Here is a 16,465-nt window from a genome sequence, read left to right as displayed (position 1 = left end):
TCTCCTTTTTCCCCTCAAGGCTCGTGATGATCGCTTGTCGCTATTCGTTCCAGATCAGGACGCGGATCGGCGTCGGATTGTAGGCATTGCACGGATTGTTCAGCTGCGGGCAGTTGCTGATCAGCACCGTCGTCCGGCCGTGGGACTGCAGCTCTACGTAAGCCCCCGGCGACGAGACGCCGTCGTCGAACTTCAGTCCGCCTTGCGGCGTGACGGGCACGTTCATGAAAAAGTTGATGTTCGGCGCCAGATCCCGCTTGCCATATTCTCCGCCTCGCTTGGCAAGCTGGAGCATAAAAGTATCGCGGCAATTATGCATGTGTTCCTTCTCGTGCGCATAGCGGACCGTATTGCTCTGCGCGGAGCAGGAGCCCCCTAACGTATCGTGCCTGCCGCAGGTGTCGGCGACGATCGTGAGCAGTTCCTTCCCGGACTCCGCCACCAGCACCGATCCGGCCGTCAGATAAATATTGCCCTGCCGCGCGATCGTCGCCGCCGCCGCATAATGATCCTCCGGACGGTCCGCATCGTAGAACAGCGTGTCCGCGGCCTGGTTGCCCTCCAGATCGACGATCCGCAGCACCTGTCCGGGCTCCAGATCGTACATCCATCCGCCTCCGGCCAGAATGATGTCATCATAGACGGCCTGCTCGGGCTTGCGCGGACTCTCGACTCGGTGAAATGCGCCCATCTTTTTTCCCTCCCGTTGGCTCGATTAGATAAGCGAATAATAGGCCCATGTGTTTTCGTAAGCGCGGCGGTTCTCGTCGCGATGGTTGACGCAGACGTCGTCCCCGCGAACCGGCTCCGCTTGCGTCACTTCAAGCCTGACGGGGACGGCGGGGTACGATTCGCGCCGATCAAGCGGGTTCGGCGTATTCGACAGCGCCAGGATGACATCCATCTCCGTGCGAAGCGTTACCGACGATCCCGCCTGGCAGTGCTCCTGTACGTAGTGCATCGCGCCGTTCTCGTCGCAGTACACTTTGGAAAACAGGTTGACGACCGGCATCAAGTCCCGCATGCCCAGTCCGTGGCGCGTCAACTCGACCGCGAAGTTTTCCTGGCCGCTGCGCAGCCAGTCGTTGCGAAGGTCCTGGTAAGTCGTGCGGCCGTATCGGTCGTCGGTGAGCGACCTCGTCGTATAGCCGCCGATCGGATCATGCCAGCCGAGCTCGTCGTGCACGATGCCGGCGAGCACCCGGCCGTTGTCGCTCATCAGCGTGTGGCCGGTCGTGAGATGCGCCGTATACTGGGCCTTTAACGTATCCGGCATGTTGTAGCGCTCGGTCAGATCGTGCGCGTGGAACAGCATCAGCGATACATTCGCCCCCGCCTCGAGTGCCGTGAAGCGAAGCAGCTTGCCGCGCCCGATGCGGCCCGACCATTTCCCACCTGCGCCGATAACGGTGTTTAACATCCTGTTCAACTCTCTTTCCCGATGGATTCGATGGATTCGATGGTTAGCGATGCGTCGTCCGAACGACAAAAAGCCCGGGAGCGTCATCTCCCAGGCTTTTATCCTTCCGTGTCTTAGGTTCGCGGCGCCGATCCGTTCGATCTGCGTTGCCGCGCTTCCCTACGCCGTCTCTTGGACCAGGCCTGATGCGAGAAGCATCAACGGAACCCTAGACTGCATTTTCGTTCTTGACGGTGTGCTGCTTGCAAGAACCCGGATTCTATTGTCATGTTTTCTAACATGCGGTTAGTATAAGTCCGACAATCATCCGATGTCAATATATATAACACAAATTAATATTTATTCGCTTTTGATCGCGGCAGGCGCGCCATCGAACAGGTTCGCCGAAGCGCTGAACGAGCGCGACTTTCTGGTGCGGAACAGATAATACGCCAGGCCGGCCGCGAGCCAGATGCAGCCGAGCGTCAGCGCATTCGCGTCGAGCAGCGTGATTAGCCACACGATGAACGAGGCGCCGGCCAGCGGGAAGATCAAGTACTGGAACGTCTGCTTCAAAGACCGCTGCCTGCGTTTGATATAGCACTCTGCGATGACAGATAGGTTGACAAAGGCAAACGAGGTCAACGCGCCGAAGCTGACGAATTTCACGGCCATATCGAGGCTGATCACCAGCGCCAGCAGCGAGACGATGCTGACCAGCACGATATTGTTCACCGGCGTCCGGTACTTCGGATGAATCTTGCCGAAAAAACCTTTGGGAAGGATAGAATCGCGCCCGAGCACGTACAGCAGCCGGGAGACGCTCGTCACCGACGTCAGCCCTTGCGTGAAGATCGCGAAGATCAGGACGGTGGTAAAAATCGCGCCGAGCGTCGCACCGCCCGCCATCTTCATCAGCTCGAAGCCGGCCGAATCCAGGTTGACGAACGTCAGGTGCGGATACGAGATTTGAATGAGGTAAGAAGTGACCACGTAAAGCACGCTTGCGATCAGAATGATGAGCATAATCGCCTTGGGGATCGTTTTCTTGGGTTGAATCGTCTCCTCCGCCAACGTCGACACCGTATCGAAGCCAAGGAAGGAAAAGCAGATGATCGAGGCCCCCGCGAGAATCGTCGGCAAACCTACATCAAGGTTCGCGAAGGGCTGGGCGACACCCTCGAAGCCATGGAAGCCCTTGATCAAGTACGCGCAGAACAGCGCGATGAAGATAATCTGGAACAGGACGAACAGCTTGCTGAGGCTTGCGGAAAACTGGATGCCCGCGATGTTGACGACGGCCAGCACGATGTTGAGCAGGATGATCCAGACAAAGGCCGGAACGGCCGGGAACTGGGCGTGCAGGTAGATGCCGAACGTGAGGCAGGCGATGATCGGCGAGAACAGATAGTCCAGCAGAATCGCCCAGCCCACCGTAAATCCCGGAATCGGATGCATTGATTTTTTCACATACGTGTACGACGAGCCGGAGCCCGGGAAAACCTTCGCCATGACGCTGTAGCTGTATGCCGTGAAAAAAATGGCCACGACCGACAACGAGTAAGCCTCAGTGATCATCCCTTTTGACGCGTCGTACGCGATGCCGAAAACGGAGAAGTAAATCATCGGCGTCATCCAGGCCAAGCCCAGCGCGACGACCTGAACCAGCGTAAGCGATTGGCGAAGCGTAACCTCTTGTTTCATCCCTTTGCTCCCCTTCCCTGTCTCAAAAAACAAAAATAAAAAGCCGCAGGAAGATATGTAACATATCCTCCCGGGCTTTTATCCCTCCGTGGACACGGCCGCTGAGCCGTGCGTCTTCTCTCGGACCGGACCGGCGATACAAGCAGCCGCGGAACCCTAGAAAACAATGCGTATGTAGTTGGATGAAGCAGATAAGCTAACAGGCTTGAATGCACCTCAACCAGTTATGTTAGTTAATATAACATATAATCTGAGGTTTTCAAGCGTCTTTTTGAAATGAGGCCGCTTTTATGTCTTCATACCTAACGCAAGTAAGCTTTTTTCCTGATTTTCAACACAAAAAAAGCCCTCATGACCAAAAAAAGAAGTGGTCCGCAATGCGTGAAGCTTATTTACGGGTCTCTTTTTTTTGGAAAGGGCTTTGCAGATTAACGATTAAAATCGGCGATTAATGAAGAACCTCGACCAGGAATCCCCCAGGCGCTTTGACGTAGAACGTCCACGCGTGGGAGCGCTGCGGGGAATCCACTTCAAATCCATCGTCCCTGAGCCTCCGATTGATCTCGTTCACCCGCTCCTCGCTCGCTTGAATGAAGCCGATATGAAACGTGTCCGGATAAGCGACCTGCTTGCCTTTCATCAAAGTAAGCACGAATCCGCTGTCGTCGAACAGCACGGCGAAGCCGCTGCCGCGAGTGGTCCCGATCTGCAGGTCAAAGTAATGAACCAGGAATTCGGTCGTCGCTTTAACGTCGCTGACAGTCAGGTTTAGATGGTTTAGTCTCAAGTTCGCACTCCCCCAATCCCAAGGTGCTTACGACCATATTTTAGCAGATTGTATTTGAATGAACAGCTTAAGATAGAAGCCGCTTCAATTTATGTTGACGGCCACATATTTAGATGCTATCTTTGGGATATGAAATATGTTGACGACCACACAATAAGGAGTGATGACGGAATTGAAATACAGCGACAACCATGAAGCGGTTGAAAATGAAATCAGCGCGGTCACCCGTTTTCCCGTAAGCTTCTCGATTTTCAGCCTGGCTCGTTCCCACCATCGCGTTGCGGGGCAACTGCTTCGGGAAGCAGGCTTGTATCCGGGGCAGGAACTCGTACTGATGCAGCTGTGGCAGCGGGACAGCCAATCTCAGAATAGTCTCTCGAGATCGCTGCGCCTGGATCATTCGACCATTGCAAAGTCCGTACGGCGCTTGGACGATGCGGGGCTCGTCACCTGCAGCCGCTCTGAAGAAGATAAACGAGTAACGCTCGTATCGCTCACCGAGGCAGGGCGCGAAATTGAATCCAGAGTCAATCAAGCCTGGAGCAAGATGGAAGAGATCACGATCGAAAATTTAAACGATGAAGAAAAAGCGCAGTTCGCAGCCTTAGCCAAAAAAATCACCGCGGTTCTGGAAAATTAAAACGAAAGCAATCAAAACGAAAAATATCGGAGGAGATTTCAAATGTCGAATAAAACCATGCAAGCGATTCAGGTTCATGAATACGGCGGTCCGGATGTCTTAAAAGTAGTCACGGTCGATCGTCCCCAACCGGAGGCAGACGAAGCGCTTGTTCGCATCGTATATGCTGCAGTCATTCCGCTCGACTTTAAAATTCGCAACGGTTGGCTTCAAAATGTTTTCCCGGTAACGATGCCTTACATCCCCGGATTTTACGCTTCGGGCGTTATCGAAGAGGCAGGACCAGGCGTAACGGCGTTCAAGCCCGGCGATCGCGTTTTCGGTATGATTGGAGGCGCTTATGCGGAATATGGCGTCGCTAAGGTCCAAGAGCTGGTCCAGTTGCCTGAGAACCTCACCTTCGAAGATGCGGCAACGATTAAGGCAGGCGCCGAAGCCGCCTGGAAGGCGTTGTTCACCGAAGGCGAGCTCCAAGCCGGTCAAACCGTTCTCATTCACGCGGCTGCGGGCGGCGTCGGACAGTTTGCCGTTCAGCTGGCCAAATGGAAGGGTGCAGCCGTAATCGCCACGGCTTCAACCGCCAACCTGGACTTTGTTAAGTCGTTGGGCGCGGATCAAATCATCGACTATACGACGACGAATTTTGAAGACGTCGCTAGTGAAGTAGATCTGGTCGTCGATACGGTTGGCGGCGAGACGGAGACCAGGTCCTGGCCCGTTCTGAAAAAAGGCGGCATCTTCGTCTCGTTGACGCAAGCCCCCTCACAGGAGAACGCTCAGAAGCATGGCGTTACAGCTAAATTCAATACCCAATTACCTACTCGCCAGGATTTGCAAAGCCTAACGGAATTAATAGCCGAGGGTACCATTAAAGCAGAAATAGATTCCATATTCCCGTTAAGCAAGGCGCAAGAAGCGCTGGAGAAAAGCGAAGCCAGACGCGGTCGGGGAAGAATCCTCCTGCAGGCCGACTCCATCTAATGGATTGACGCTAAGCTGATGACATACTGTTGTCAGTAGTGTCTATGTATGATCGGAGTAGGTTGTAAAGCATGAAAAGATAAAGGCGATGTATATGAAGGAAGGATGTTGTCCGTTGAACTTTGCTTCTGTGCGCATCATTACCGACGACGTGGATCGTCTCGTTGCGTTCTATGAGACAATCACGGGCGTTACGGCAGAACGCCCCGCACCTGTCTTCGCCGAACTGGTGATGCCATCGTGCACGCTGGCGATCGGCCATTCCCAGACGGTGCCATTGTTCGGCGTCGGTTCCGCAGTGGCGGCTGAGAATCGCTCTGTCATTATCGAGCTTCGCGTCGACGATGTCGATGCCGAATACGAGCGTTTGAAGCCGCTCGTTGACGAGTGGGTAAAGGAGCCTACAACGATGCCCTGGGGAAACCGAGCCACGCTGTTTCGCGATCCCGACGGCAATCTGGTGAATCTCTTCGCGCCTGTCACGGAAGAAGCAATCAAACGTTTTAGCAACAGGCGTTGAAGTGCTGACGGTGAGAGAGACCATTGCGTTGAGCAATGGTCTCTTCCTTTTAACCTGCTATCTGTTAAAAGCTTCGGTATGCGGTTCACGCCGGGTCGAGCGGCAACGTATTCTTGGGCGCTATAGCCTCGCAAACGTAATGTAATCGACCTGGACAGGCTCTGCCGATTCGCTTCGAAGTGCCCGGTTGATCTGTCCCCGGTGATATTGCCCATGCAAGAGGACCTGCGACAGGATGTCCCGGACGGACGTTTGGAAAGGAACCCCGCTCTGGTTGGCATAGTCGACCATCTCGTCTAACTTGTCTTCCTCGAGGCCTTCGATATAGACGCGATATTGCTCGGCGTTTTCTTCGAACATCGTTCGGATTGCCGCCAGATCTTCCGTTTCCTCCCACAACGAATATTGCGCGCTGCCCTTGCCCTGCAGCCGTGACAGCCAGACTTGCTCTGCGACCGCGACGTGTCGAGCCAGCTTCAAAAGGTCCCTGTTCTTCGTCCCGCTCTCCTCTAGCGCTTCCAAGATGCGTCCGTCCGCCCAGTACAGGTGGTCCATCATGCGCTTGATCGTCTTCATTTCGGCTTCCCCTTTTCGCAATATTCTAGTGGTCGACATTACCGGTCGCGACCGCTGCAATATCGCGCCAATCGCCAACCTTGCATTGGCCGCACTTGTTATCGCCTGCAGCGACCAGCGTTCCGTCCGACTGAAGAGCAACGGTATGGCGTTGGCCGGTGGCTATGGTTATTTTAGGGCTCTGTTTCACGATAAACGTAGCTCCCATAGATGAGTTGTGATCAACGTTTCTATTTCTATGCTGCTCTTTAATTGAAAGTTTGCAGTTTTGGTCAAAACTAACCCCACTGATAGAACTCTAGAATAAATACCTTAGCTTCAATTACAAAATAAAACTGTTCCCAATCAAATTCATTTTTTGCTTCGACTTCTGTTTCCAATCTGCATACGATAAGCTCTTTACCGTCCTCCATCCATTCTGTTCTTTGCCAGTGATCGAATTTCTTCATTGTCATCGTTTAGTAAGATGCTTAGAACTTTAAGTGTCGCTTTTTTATTGTAGACAATCCGTTGTCTGACAGATTCACTAGTGTCCCTTGCTAGTATTAATTGCACGTCTTCAGGTAATCGATTTTTTGTTGCAACCGTAAATCGAACCCGTTCATCTACATCGACAGCGAGAATTTCCATGATTACAACAGGAATTGATTTATTATGTGCCACCCATTTGCGCATGTCAGGGTACCTATTAATTACTTCTAACCAAACCTCGACAGGCGCCTCATCCCATGCCGCTTTTAAGTATTCATCCTTCTTTTCGCTGCTTCTTAGCCTAACAAATTCTTCAGCAGAATTAATCATAACTCGTTAGTAAGCTTTGAAAGCGACGAATATCGAACCGATCATCACGACAATGCCGCCGACCTTGCTCATAAAATAATAGAAGTCGCTCGGCTCGGGGTTCTCGTACATGAGCCGCTGCGGAGATAGACGGAACATGAAATCCTGGAGGGCTTGGTACCGGAAGCTGCACCAGCCAAAGATCAACAGGCCGAGAGCTAGAAACAGAAAACCTGGCAAGCCTCGTTTGACATGGTAATCGGGATAAGCCGCGCTTACGAGCGCAACCGGCAGGAAATCTTCTTCCCCATCCCGCTTGATCCTCTCGCCGTTGACGTACATCTGAGCAGCTATGACCATATTGCCTTTGTCATCGTAACTTAAGAGCAAGCCGTTATGATCCTCGACGCTGTAGACATGGCCGTTCGGATAGGTCACGCGGAACTTGGTGGAGTAAGGGACACTTTTGTCCGCAATCGCATACGACTGCCCGCCGATAGTCACTGTACGGTGCAGCTCGTCGACGGTGCGTACTTGGACGGGAGCGGCCGTGCTGCTATGATAGGTAACGAGACGGTCTTGCGCAACGGCGAATTTGTACGTATCCTCGTACAGGTAGAAGACGCGATCCGTGAAATAGGGCTTCGACAAGACGCCAATTAAAACGGACACCAGAAAAACGGAGACGAAAAAAATAGAACTTGGCGTTTTGATTTTTTGGAATAAAGCCGCTCGGGTAGAAATATGCGCTCATCCTTTCTGCCTTATCCCTTACGTTCTATAGAGAGAGGGAGTTGCAAACAATTAAAACTCTTTCTGATTCAACCGTTTTGCGTTTTTCGACGATATCCCTCTTCAAGGATTTGTTTCTACAAACACAAGCTCATTTAGCGACTTCATAAGGAAACTCCTTTAACTCCTTGCCTGATCGTGGATCGAATAACCCGGCTTTATATATTAGCATTCCCTATCTATGGAATTCTTTAAAACGTGTGCCTTGATAGGTGAGTTGTCCATGGTCTCCCACTACAATAAGACCATACCTATCGCCTCTAACCTGCAATTCAATACGAGCATGGTCTGCCAATTCAAAAGTCACATAGTAATTGGTGCTTGAACTGGAGTCACCGGAACCTCCCCATACCTCTGTTCTTTTATCCACTACTTTCACGGGGGATGTAATTAGCTCCGAAGCATTGTTTTTCGTCCATGTCCCGACACCACGAATAATTACATATAAGAATATGCCAACTAGAATGATGAAAATAAAGCCTCCGAATAGTTTGAACGTTAGAGGCACTTCTTTTATAAAACTTACGAAGCCTTCATTAGCAGGGTTACCATTCACATTAACTCCTCCTCGCATTGTCCGCCCGTAGAATTCGCTCCAGAACCTTCTGGTGAGGCTCGAACATTCGCAGGATCTCCTTTTTGGCCGTTCGCGCCCGGCTTGTGCCTCCTTTCCTGTATAACAAAAATTATCCAAATTGAACAGGGCACAGATTAAATACTGTGCTCGGCTTGTCTTTTAACGCTCCGTTCATTTTCAATTCAAATAACATTTTTATATTGTCCCCAGGTGATGAAGGGAGAGAAATTTATGAATCGGCTCATGGCAAAACAAGACATTCATGCAGGCGGGCAAAAGAGGCGTCGATCCTGGAAAAAATGGATGAAGCGCACGGCCGTCGCTATCCTTATTTTTGTAGTCGCGACGGTCTCGCTCGGCGCCTTCTATGAACAAGCGGCCCGAAGCAAGTCTGCCAAGGACTTTCCGCCGCCCGGCAAGCTCGTGGATATTGGCGGCCGCAAGATCCATCTGAATTGCGCAGGCAACGGAACGCCGCTCGTCGTGCTCGAGGCGGGCGCCGATACAAGCGGGTCTGCGCTCTGGCAACCCGTACAGGAGCAAGTTGCCCGGTTCACGCGGGTATGCTCCTATGACCGGGCCGGCATCATGTGGAGCGATTCGGCCAGAGGGAAGCGCAATAGCGTCGCCATTGCCGAGGATCTTCACAAGGCGCTGAGCGCCGCCCATGAACGGCCGCCTTACGTGATGGTCGGCGCGTCTATGGGCGGTCCGTATGTGATGACATACACCAAGTACTACGGCGACGAGGTCGCGGGCTTGGTCTTTGCAGACGCTTCGCACCCGGAACAGACCGAGCGGCTCGCTCAGGCTGCCGGACAGCCGGAAAGCAATCCGATTCCTTTCTTTTTCCGCGCCCTTGCGGCGGTTGCCTGGACAGGGTTGCCCCGGCTCGTGCTTCCCGACGCCGATGTCCCGGAGCTCCCTCTTCGGACGGCCCAAGCCATTACGGCCTATCAACCCACATCGCTCGCGGCCGCATTCGCCGAGGCGGCGGCATTCGAAGATTCGCTGCACGAAGCTGGTACCATTCGCACGCTCGGCAACAGGCCGCTTGCCGTGCTGTCCAGAGGCAAGCCATGGCGCGCATTCAGCGAAGACCAGCAGAAAGCGAGCGGCCTCACGCAAGAGCAATTCAATCGTGCGGAATCCGCATGGGCAAGCATGCAGGAAGAGGAGGCCGGATGGTCCTCCAACAGTACGCACCGGATTCTAGAGGACTCCAGCCATGTCATGCAATTAGAGCGCCCGGACGCAGTCATTGATGCGATCAAGGAGGTCGTCGGGAAGACGGCGAAGACGGACGTCGGCAACAAATAATTCAAGCGAGCCAATGGTGCACATGTCGCCGCTCTTTGACCTCGCTTGCTGTATAATCATAGCATCGTAGCGGACGCTATATGCGTAAACGGAGGTGGACGGCGGATGCCCAAAGTACTGGTTGTGGACGATGATGCGAACATTCGCGAACTGGTACGCCTCTATCTCGAAAATGAAGGGATCGCGGTCGTACAGAGGGCTAACGGCGCAGAAGCGCTGGAATACGCCGAGAACCATGCGCCGGATCTGATCGTAATGGATATTATGATGCCGGGGATGGACGGTTGGGACTTGTGCGAAAAACTCCGCGAGCTCGGGGACATGCCGCTGCTCATGCTCACCGCAAAAGGCGAGCCTGAAGACCGCATAAAGGGCTTCAAGCTGGGCACCGACGACTATCTTGTAAAACCGTTCAACCCGACGGAGCTTGTGCTCCGCGTCAAGGCGCTGTTGAGACGTTACCGGATCGCCTGCTCCCAGACGGTCCGGCTCGGCAACCTGCTGCTGGACCGCAAAAGCTACCAGGTGGTATACAAGGACGGTCAGGAGATCACCTTGCCGATGAAAGAATTCGAACTGCTCTACAAGCTCGGAAGTTATCCCGGACAGGTGTTCACCCGCGACTTTCTGATTGGGGAGATATGGGGAATGGACTTCGAAGGAGACGAGCGGACCGTAGACGTTCATATCAAGCGGCTTCGGGATCGATTCGCCGATCACGAGTCCGATTTTCGCATTGTTACGCTGCGCAATCTCGGCTACCGCCTGGAGGTGCATCGGGATTAAGTCTCTTTATACGCGCATTGTCCTTCTGTTCATCGGCGTCATCGCCGTTAGCCTCCTCATCGGCTCCATCACTTCTGCTCTCTTATTTCAGAAGCCCTTCACGCGAAGGCTGGAGAACAGCTTGATATCCAACGGCAAGCAAATCATTCAGACCTACCGCTCATCCGCCGGAACGGAACTCATTCCTTTTATGAACGACGTTGCCGGCATATCGATCTACGCCATTCAACTGTTCGACGCCTCCGGCACGCCGCTGCTGGCAGTCACATCGGAGGCAGTCGTTCCAGGCGCCGAACGAATTCAACTCGTATTGGCCGGCGGCGTGGCGAGGGACATCGCGCATAAAGGAAGAGATCCAATCGTTGGGCTCCCCTTAACGGTTGACGGCAAGTCCTATGCCTTGTTTGTCATGCTGAAGGGTAACGATCTGTGGCTCCAGGCGAACAAAGAAGTCAACACGGAGCTGTTGGCCGTCTTCCTGGTCGGAGCCTGCCTCGTTTTGGTCGCCGCCCGATCGATCGTACGACCGCTGCTCGGCTTAAGGGATGCAGCCAAACGAATGGCGAACGGCCATTTCGACGTGCGGTTTTTAACGAAACGCAAGGATGAGATCGGACAGCTTAATGAGAGCTTCGTCGAGATGGCGCAGGAACTATCCAAGCTGGATCGCATGAGACGGGAATTCGTGGCGAACGTATCGCATGAGATTCAGTCGCCGTTGACGTCCATCTCCGGCTTCGCCAAGGCATTAAAGGAGCAACGGATGAGCGAGGAAAGCCGGATTCGATATCTGACGATTATCGAAGCGGAAGCCAACAGATTGTCACGGCTCAGCCAGAACCTGCTGCGCCTGTCTTCCTTGCAGTACGACCAACATCCCGGTCAATCTGTGGCTTTCCGGCTTGACGAACAGCTCCGTAACGTCGTCATCGCCCTTGAACCCCAATGGTCGGGTAAAGAAATCGCCGTCGAGCTAGACTTAGAACCGATGACGATCCGCGCGGACAAAGATCGTCTCGGCCAAGTATGGACGAACCTGCTGGACAACGGCATTAAATTTACGCCAGTCCGCGGCATTATCCGAATTCGCGCCTATACCGACAGCCAGTCGGCGGTCGTCTGCATCATTGATAACGGCATAGGGATACCGGAGGATCAGCGGACGGATATTTTCAAGCCGTTCCACAAAGCGGACAAAGCCCGCGAACGCTCCATCGGCGGCAGCGGACTAGGACTGTCCATCGTCAAGCAGATCGTGGATATGCATAAAGGGGACATTCTGGCGGATGAGGGAGCCGGTGGAGGCTCCGCCTTCACGGTGAAGCTGCCGCTCGGGTGAACGCATTGGCCACCGTCATAGCCGCCTATCGGCATCGATGATCCGTCGCCCGAAGGAAGGGCTGAAATATCGCCGCCCGATTCGCCCGAGTTACGCTTTCGCCGCAATGCCTGCAAATATACATCTTTTTCCGCCGATGTCGGCCCTTTTAAGCAGGATACTGCAAAAGTGCAGTTATTTTCCTTCATCTGCCCCATTTCCGGCTTGCGCTTTGCATTTACCTGCACATCTGCAGGTATTTCATTACGTGTCACGCGTCGGCAGAAAATACATGTATAAATGCAGGCTTTGGGGACCCGAATTTGCTTGTTTTATAAATAAGACCTCGTCCGATTCATATCCGTCGCCATAAACGGATTATCCTGCTTCATGTTCTCAACTAAACGCTGAATTTGAGTACTGTCCGCTTTCATTATTTCTAATTCTCGCTGCGTGATGCCAACCAGTTGAATGAAGTCGACTTTGCCGTGGACCGTATCGGTCCCTTCCGCTTCCGTATCGCTGACGACGATTAAGGCGGTGATTGCAGATTCAACGCCCACGTGAATGGAACTCCCATTTCCCGAAATATATTGAAAGGGTTCGAATATAGCTTCACGGGTGTACGTATACCTGGCCAGATTAGAGAGCATATCGATGGCCCACAGACATTGCTCCACCGATTCTTCCTTTAACTTGAACGTCATCTCATAGCCCCAACGGCTCCACTCGCCGCCAAAAGATTGCTCTTCCACGTAAAGCTCGGTCATCCCATACGTCAGGATATGCTTGTAGCCATTCGGGGATTGATAAATGCTGTATCCGTCGAGATACGCGTCTCCGCCGAACAAGGCGCGCTTATGGATCTCTGTCCCATAATGTGCCGGCTTCTGACCGGGATAGAGCTTTTCGAATACGTCATCGATGGCGTCCCATCCCGGGGCCCAATCGTCCTGCGCTGAAGCCCGCGCTTTATATTCCTCTAAATTCATGCTGTTCACCTCACGATTGTGCTGAGAATCCAGTTACCTCCATTCTATTTAGAAGCAAATCGTTTCGCAAACGCCACGCACAGAACAACGCCGAGGTTCACGACAAAGACCGGCCAGCCGACGGATTCATGCAGAACGAGCGCCGAGAGCAAGAGGCCGAAGAAAGGCTGGAGGAGCTGCAGCTGTCCGACCGCCGCTATTCCGCCTTGCGCAAGACCGCGATACCAGAATACGAAGCCGATCAGCATACTGAACAGCGAGACATATCCGAGGCTCAGGTAAGAAGAAGCTTGAATGTTCCCCCAAGATAGAGGCATCGTACACAACGCAATAACCAACATGAGCGGCAGCGAAATGAGAAGCGCCCACGAGATGACTTGCCACCCGCCCAGTCTCCGCGAGAGACGCGCGCCTTCGGCATAACCGTATCCGCACGCGATAATCGACGCCAGCATGAGTCCGTCCCCGAGCGGTGAAGATGCGGCTCCATTCGCTAATGCAAATCCCGCTACAAGACAGCTCCCTAGCGCCGATAATACCCAAAAAACCGGTTTGGGGCGTTCACCGCCACGAAGCACTCCAAAAATGGCTGTCGATAGCGGCAGTAAGCCAACATAGATAATCGCATGCGCAGTCGTGACATATTGAAGCGCCAAGCCGGTCAGCAGCGGAAATCCCACAACGACACAAAGCGCCACTAGCGCAAGCGGGAAAACTTCGTTTCGAACAGGACGTTGCTGCCTGAAGAAAATGAGCAATGCCGCCGCCAATACTCCCGCAATGGCAGCGCGACATACGGTTAGAAACAACGGATCGAAATCCATGACGGCCAGACGCGTTGCCGGCAGTGATCCGCTGAAGACAAGCACGCCTAAAAACCCGTTGATCCATCCGCTCGTTGTTTGGTTCAATCTGTCCACCCCGCGTTTACTTTTGTGCGATAATCTGCATTATAATAGTGACAGATATACGTGTATATCCGTAAAAATCACATCTGTAAGGATACAGATTACAAGTGACGGGAGGCAGTTATGTCGAACAAAAAACAAACGGTGACCGATCGTATCCGGTCCGATATCGTCAACGGTCTTATTAAACCCGGGCAAAAATTGCCCTCCATTCGGGAGCAGAGCCAAGCCTTTGCTTGCAGCCTGAATACGATCATCAGCGCCTATCAGGCGCTTGAAAAGGAATACCTGATCTATTCGCGCCCGAAAAGCGGCTACTACGTCGTCGCGCCGGAAGCCCTGTTGCCCTTGCTCCAAAAGAAACGAATTGATTTTACGTCAGCGGCGCCCGATCCCTCTTCGCTATCCCAGACGGACTTCCGACAATGCTTGAACAAAGCGATGGAATTGTTCGAAGGCTCCATTTTCACCTATTCAGACTCGCAGGGGCTATTGTCCCTACGCCAGGAGATCGTGAAGCTTTTTCATAAGCAGCAAGTCTTTTCCTCGGAGCAGCAGATATTTATATTCTCAGGTGCCCAGCAGGCGCTTCATCTGCTGAACGGAATGCCTTTTCCAAACGGAAAAACGAACATTCTGGTGGAGCAACCCACCTACTGGGGAATGCTCGAGTCGCTAAAAGCGCAAAACCAGACCGTGATCGGCATCGAGAGAACGCCGGATGGGATAGACTGGGCTGCGTTGGAACGCCATTTTCAGAGCAACATGATCAAGTTTTTCTACACGATCCCGCGTTTCCATAATCCGTTGGGCACGTCCTACACGCAGAAAGAAAAGCAAAGAATCGCGGAGCTTGCGCAAAAGTACGACGTCTATATTGTTGAAGACGATTATTTAGCGGATTTTGAGACAAGCAGCAAGGCCGATCCCATTTGGGCCTATAACGGATCCAGTCACGTCATCTACCTGCGGAGCTTTTCAAAAGTCATGCTGCCAGGACTCAGACTAGCCGCGGCAACCGTTCCAGGCGCTTTAGTGCCTTCCCTTCAGCAGCAAAAACGGACGGCGGATCTTAGCACATCCGTTCTCTCGCAAGGCGTATTGGAGATTTTTATCCAATCGGGCATGTACGCGCATCATGCTAAACAAATGAGAGCCATGTACGCCCAACGAATGCGCAAGCTAAAGGAAGCTGCAAGCCGGCTGCTGCCCAAAGCGTTCTTATATTCGTTTCCGTCCAGCGGAGGGCTCTTTGCTGCGTTGAATTTGCCCGGCATTCATATGGAGGAGCTCGTCAAGCGGATCGGCCAACAGGGTGTCGATGTGCTCCGGGCGGATCAGCAATTCCTCCCCACTTTCCCCAAGCCGAACTTGCTGCGTATGAGCATTATGCGCACGGACGAACAGGATATAGAAGAAGGCATACAAATGCTTGCCGAAGAATTGGATCATGCTACACTGACGAATAACGCCTATACGCCGTCCTTCTGGATTTGAATCCCATTATTTTTCAAGGAGAGTCACGCATGACGATGAACGCCCCTTTGCCTTGGAGAGAGGTACTTATAGACGAGGCCGCTCACACGATTTCCGGCGATGTTCGCATAATTGAAGCCTTCCCGGTTCCGCAGCTCGCGACGACGCGCAGAGTCTGGATTTATTTGCCAAGGAGCTATAGCGAAGGAAATCGCAGCTATCCGGTCTGGTACTTGCACGATGGTCAAAATGTATTCGATCAAGCGACCTCCTGGGGAAGCGAGTGGGGCGTCGACGAGGCGTTGGAGCGGATGGCGCTGGAGGATCCTGCGCTCGAGGCGATCGTGGTCGCGGTCGATCACGGGGACGATCAGCGCAATCATGAATATAACTTCGCGATTAATTCGGAATATGGCTTCGGGGGAAAAGGGGAGGCGCATGCCGCGTTTGTGGCGGAGACGCTGAAGCCTTATATCGACAGCCGCTACCGGACGCTCCCCGAAGCAGCGCATACGATGATCGGCGGCAGCTCGTTCGGCGCCTACATCTCGCTGTTCGCTGCGATTCGTTACCCCGATCGGTTTGGCCGCGTGGGCGGCATTTCCTTTGTCATGTGGCACGACGAAGGCGCGATCATGCAGCTGCTCCGGGCGTCGGCGCTGTCCCCAGCGCTGCGCGTCTACCTGAGCATCGGAGAGCTGGAGACCGACAATCCCGCGTTTAATAAGCTGGCTCAGGAGCATGTCATGCAAGCTCGCCAGGCCATAGTCGCAGCAGGGGTTCCGGAGGGAAGCGTCAGATTTGACTACGTTCCTGGCGGGACGCATCACGAATCTACGTGGAGCCGACTGTTTCCGCAGATGCACCGGTGGCTGCTTCAGCCGTGAGGCCAATTATGAATACGCAAAA

At 53.3% G+C, this 16,465-nt stretch carries 19 protein-coding genes, 1 pseudogene and 2 riboswitches; of the genes and pseudogenes, 9 read left to right on the top strand and 11 right to left on the bottom strand.

What is annotated here, in order from left to right:
• Positions 1–40: 40 nt before the first annotated feature.
• The 4 genes from ACFSR7_RS09645 to ACFSR7_RS09630 form a co-directional block, all read right to left on the bottom strand.
• Positions 41–691, bottom strand: coding sequence for an urea amidolyase associated protein UAAP2 (locus tag ACFSR7_RS09645; RefSeq protein ID WP_378160920.1), 651 nt, complete (start codon positions 689–691; stop codon positions 41–43).
• A 24-nt stretch (positions 692–715) separates the two neighbouring features.
• The gene (locus ACFSR7_RS09640; protein WP_378160918.1) at positions 716–1,420 is read right to left on the bottom strand and encodes an urea amidolyase associated protein UAAP1; all 705 of its coding nucleotides are present in this window, start codon (positions 1,418–1,420) and stop codon (positions 716–718) included.
• Positions 1,421–1,505: 85 nt separating this feature from the next.
• A riboswitch (guanidine-I (ykkC/yxkD leader) is annotated at positions 1,506–1,643 on the bottom strand.
• Between the two features lie 116 nt (positions 1,644–1,759).
• Complete coding sequence (locus tag ACFSR7_RS09635; protein WP_378160916.1) at positions 1,760–3,103, bottom strand: APC family permease; 1,344 nt, start codon at positions 3,101–3,103, stop codon at positions 1,760–1,762.
• Positions 3,104–3,168: 65 nt separating this feature from the next.
• A riboswitch (guanidine-I (ykkC/yxkD leader) is annotated at positions 3,169–3,274 on the bottom strand.
• 277 nt (positions 3,275–3,551) lie between these two features.
• Positions 3,552–3,890, bottom strand: coding sequence for a VOC family protein (locus tag ACFSR7_RS09630; RefSeq protein ID WP_378160914.1), 339 nt, complete (start codon positions 3,888–3,890; stop codon positions 3,552–3,554).
• Between the two features lie 172 nt (positions 3,891–4,062).
• Between ACFSR7_RS09630 and ACFSR7_RS09625 the strand changes: the two genes are divergently transcribed.
• The 3 genes from ACFSR7_RS09625 (at position 4,063) to ACFSR7_RS09615 (ending at position 6,031) form a co-directional block, all read left to right on the top strand.
• A complete protein-coding gene (locus tag ACFSR7_RS09625; RefSeq protein ID WP_378160912.1) occupies positions 4,063–4,530 on the top strand; it encodes a MarR family winged helix-turn-helix transcriptional regulator in 468 nt (155 codons plus the stop codon).
• Between the two features lie 42 nt (positions 4,531–4,572).
• Positions 4,573–5,511 carry an NADP-dependent oxidoreductase gene (locus ACFSR7_RS09620; RefSeq protein WP_378160910.1) on the top strand — a complete coding sequence of 313 codons (939 nt, stop codon included), beginning with the start codon at positions 4,573–4,575 and terminating at the stop codon, positions 5,509–5,511.
• 115 nt (positions 5,512–5,626) lie between these two features.
• The gene (locus ACFSR7_RS09615; RefSeq protein WP_378160908.1) at positions 5,627–6,031 is read left to right on the top strand and encodes a VOC family protein; all 405 of its coding nucleotides are present in this window, start codon (positions 5,627–5,629) and stop codon (positions 6,029–6,031) included.
• 120 nt (positions 6,032–6,151) lie between these two features.
• Here the strand turns inward: ACFSR7_RS09615 and ACFSR7_RS09610 are convergent, their stop codons facing one another.
• The 5 genes from ACFSR7_RS09610 to ACFSR7_RS09590 all read right to left on the bottom strand — a co-directional run bounded on the left by ACFSR7_RS09610 (position 6,152) and on the right by ACFSR7_RS09590 (position 8,735).
• Entirely contained in the window at positions 6,152–6,607 is a 456-nt protein-coding gene (locus ACFSR7_RS09610; protein WP_378160907.1) for a DinB family protein, read from the bottom strand.
• Positions 6,608–6,632: 25 nt separating this feature from the next.
• Positions 6,633–6,815 (bottom strand): RCC1-like domain-containing protein, encoded by a 183-nt coding sequence (locus ACFSR7_RS09605; RefSeq protein WP_378160905.1) that lies wholly within the window; start codon positions 6,813–6,815, stop codon positions 6,633–6,635.
• A gap of 191 nt (positions 6,816–7,006) precedes the next feature.
• Positions 7,007–7,408 carry a hypothetical protein gene (locus ACFSR7_RS09600; protein ID WP_378160903.1) on the bottom strand — a complete coding sequence of 134 codons (402 nt, stop codon included), beginning with the start codon at positions 7,406–7,408 and terminating at the stop codon, positions 7,007–7,009.
• A gap of 6 nt (positions 7,409–7,414) precedes the next feature.
• Positions 7,415–8,038, bottom strand: coding sequence for a DUF6199 family natural product biosynthesis protein (locus tag ACFSR7_RS09595; protein ID WP_378160901.1), 624 nt, complete (start codon positions 8,036–8,038; stop codon positions 7,415–7,417).
• A gap of 316 nt (positions 8,039–8,354) precedes the next feature.
• A complete protein-coding gene (locus ACFSR7_RS09590) occupies positions 8,355–8,735 on the bottom strand; it encodes a DUF2500 domain-containing protein (protein ID WP_378160899.1) in 381 nt (126 codons plus the stop codon).
• Positions 8,736–8,987: 252 nt separating this feature from the next.
• On the opposite strand from ACFSR7_RS09590, the gene ACFSR7_RS09585 reads away from it, so the two are divergent.
• The 3 genes from ACFSR7_RS09585 to ACFSR7_RS09575 all read left to right on the top strand — a co-directional run bounded on the left by ACFSR7_RS09585 (position 8,988) and on the right by ACFSR7_RS09575 (position 12,201).
• Complete coding sequence (locus ACFSR7_RS09585) at positions 8,988–10,076, top strand: alpha/beta fold hydrolase (RefSeq protein ID WP_378160897.1); 1,089 nt, start codon at positions 8,988–8,990, stop codon at positions 10,074–10,076.
• 105 nt (positions 10,077–10,181) lie between these two features.
• On the top strand, positions 10,182–10,862 hold the full coding sequence (locus ACFSR7_RS09580; RefSeq protein WP_378160895.1) for a response regulator transcription factor: 681 nt from the start codon (positions 10,182–10,184) through the stop codon (positions 10,860–10,862).
• Positions 10,863–10,983: 121 nt separating this feature from the next.
• Positions 10,984–12,201 carry a sensor histidine kinase gene (locus tag ACFSR7_RS09575; RefSeq protein WP_378160893.1) on the top strand — a complete coding sequence of 406 codons (1,218 nt, stop codon included), beginning with the start codon at positions 10,984–10,986 and terminating at the stop codon, positions 12,199–12,201.
• Positions 12,202–12,512: 311 nt separating this feature from the next.
• Here ACFSR7_RS09575 and ACFSR7_RS09570 read toward each other — a convergent pair whose 3' ends face one another.
• A complete protein-coding gene (locus ACFSR7_RS09570) occupies positions 12,513–13,172 on the bottom strand; it encodes a suppressor of fused domain protein (protein ID WP_378160891.1) in 660 nt (219 codons plus the stop codon).
• Positions 13,173–13,216: 44 nt separating this feature from the next.
• On the bottom strand, positions 13,217–14,083 hold the full coding sequence (locus ACFSR7_RS09565; protein WP_378160889.1) for a DMT family transporter: 867 nt from the start codon (positions 14,081–14,083) through the stop codon (positions 13,217–13,219).
• A 120-nt stretch (positions 14,084–14,203) separates the two neighbouring features.
• On the opposite strand from ACFSR7_RS09565, the pseudogene ACFSR7_RS09560 reads away from it, so the two are divergent.
• From ACFSR7_RS09560 to ACFSR7_RS09550, 3 genes and pseudogenes are all read left to right on the top strand, one after another.
• Positions 14,204–14,392: pseudogene (locus ACFSR7_RS09560) on the top strand (GntR family transcriptional regulator); the annotation flags it as partial.
• 117 nt (positions 14,393–14,509) lie between these two features.
• Positions 14,510–15,577, top strand: a complete 1,068-nt coding sequence (locus ACFSR7_RS09555; RefSeq protein ID WP_378161172.1) for an aminotransferase-like domain-containing protein — start codon at positions 14,510–14,512, stop codon at positions 15,575–15,577.
• Between the two features lie 29 nt (positions 15,578–15,606).
• Positions 15,607–16,443 (top strand): alpha/beta hydrolase, encoded by an 837-nt coding sequence (locus ACFSR7_RS09550; protein WP_378160887.1) that lies wholly within the window; start codon positions 15,607–15,609, stop codon positions 16,441–16,443.
• Positions 16,444–16,465: the final 22 nt, after the last annotated feature.

It is taken from the genome of Cohnella sp. GCM10020058, from assembly GCF_042683485.1.
Classification (GTDB): Bacteria; Bacillota; Bacilli; order Paenibacillales; family Paenibacillaceae; genus Cohnella.
Note: the sequence above shows the minus strand (reverse complement) of the source record. Positions and strands in the feature narration are given on the sequence as shown.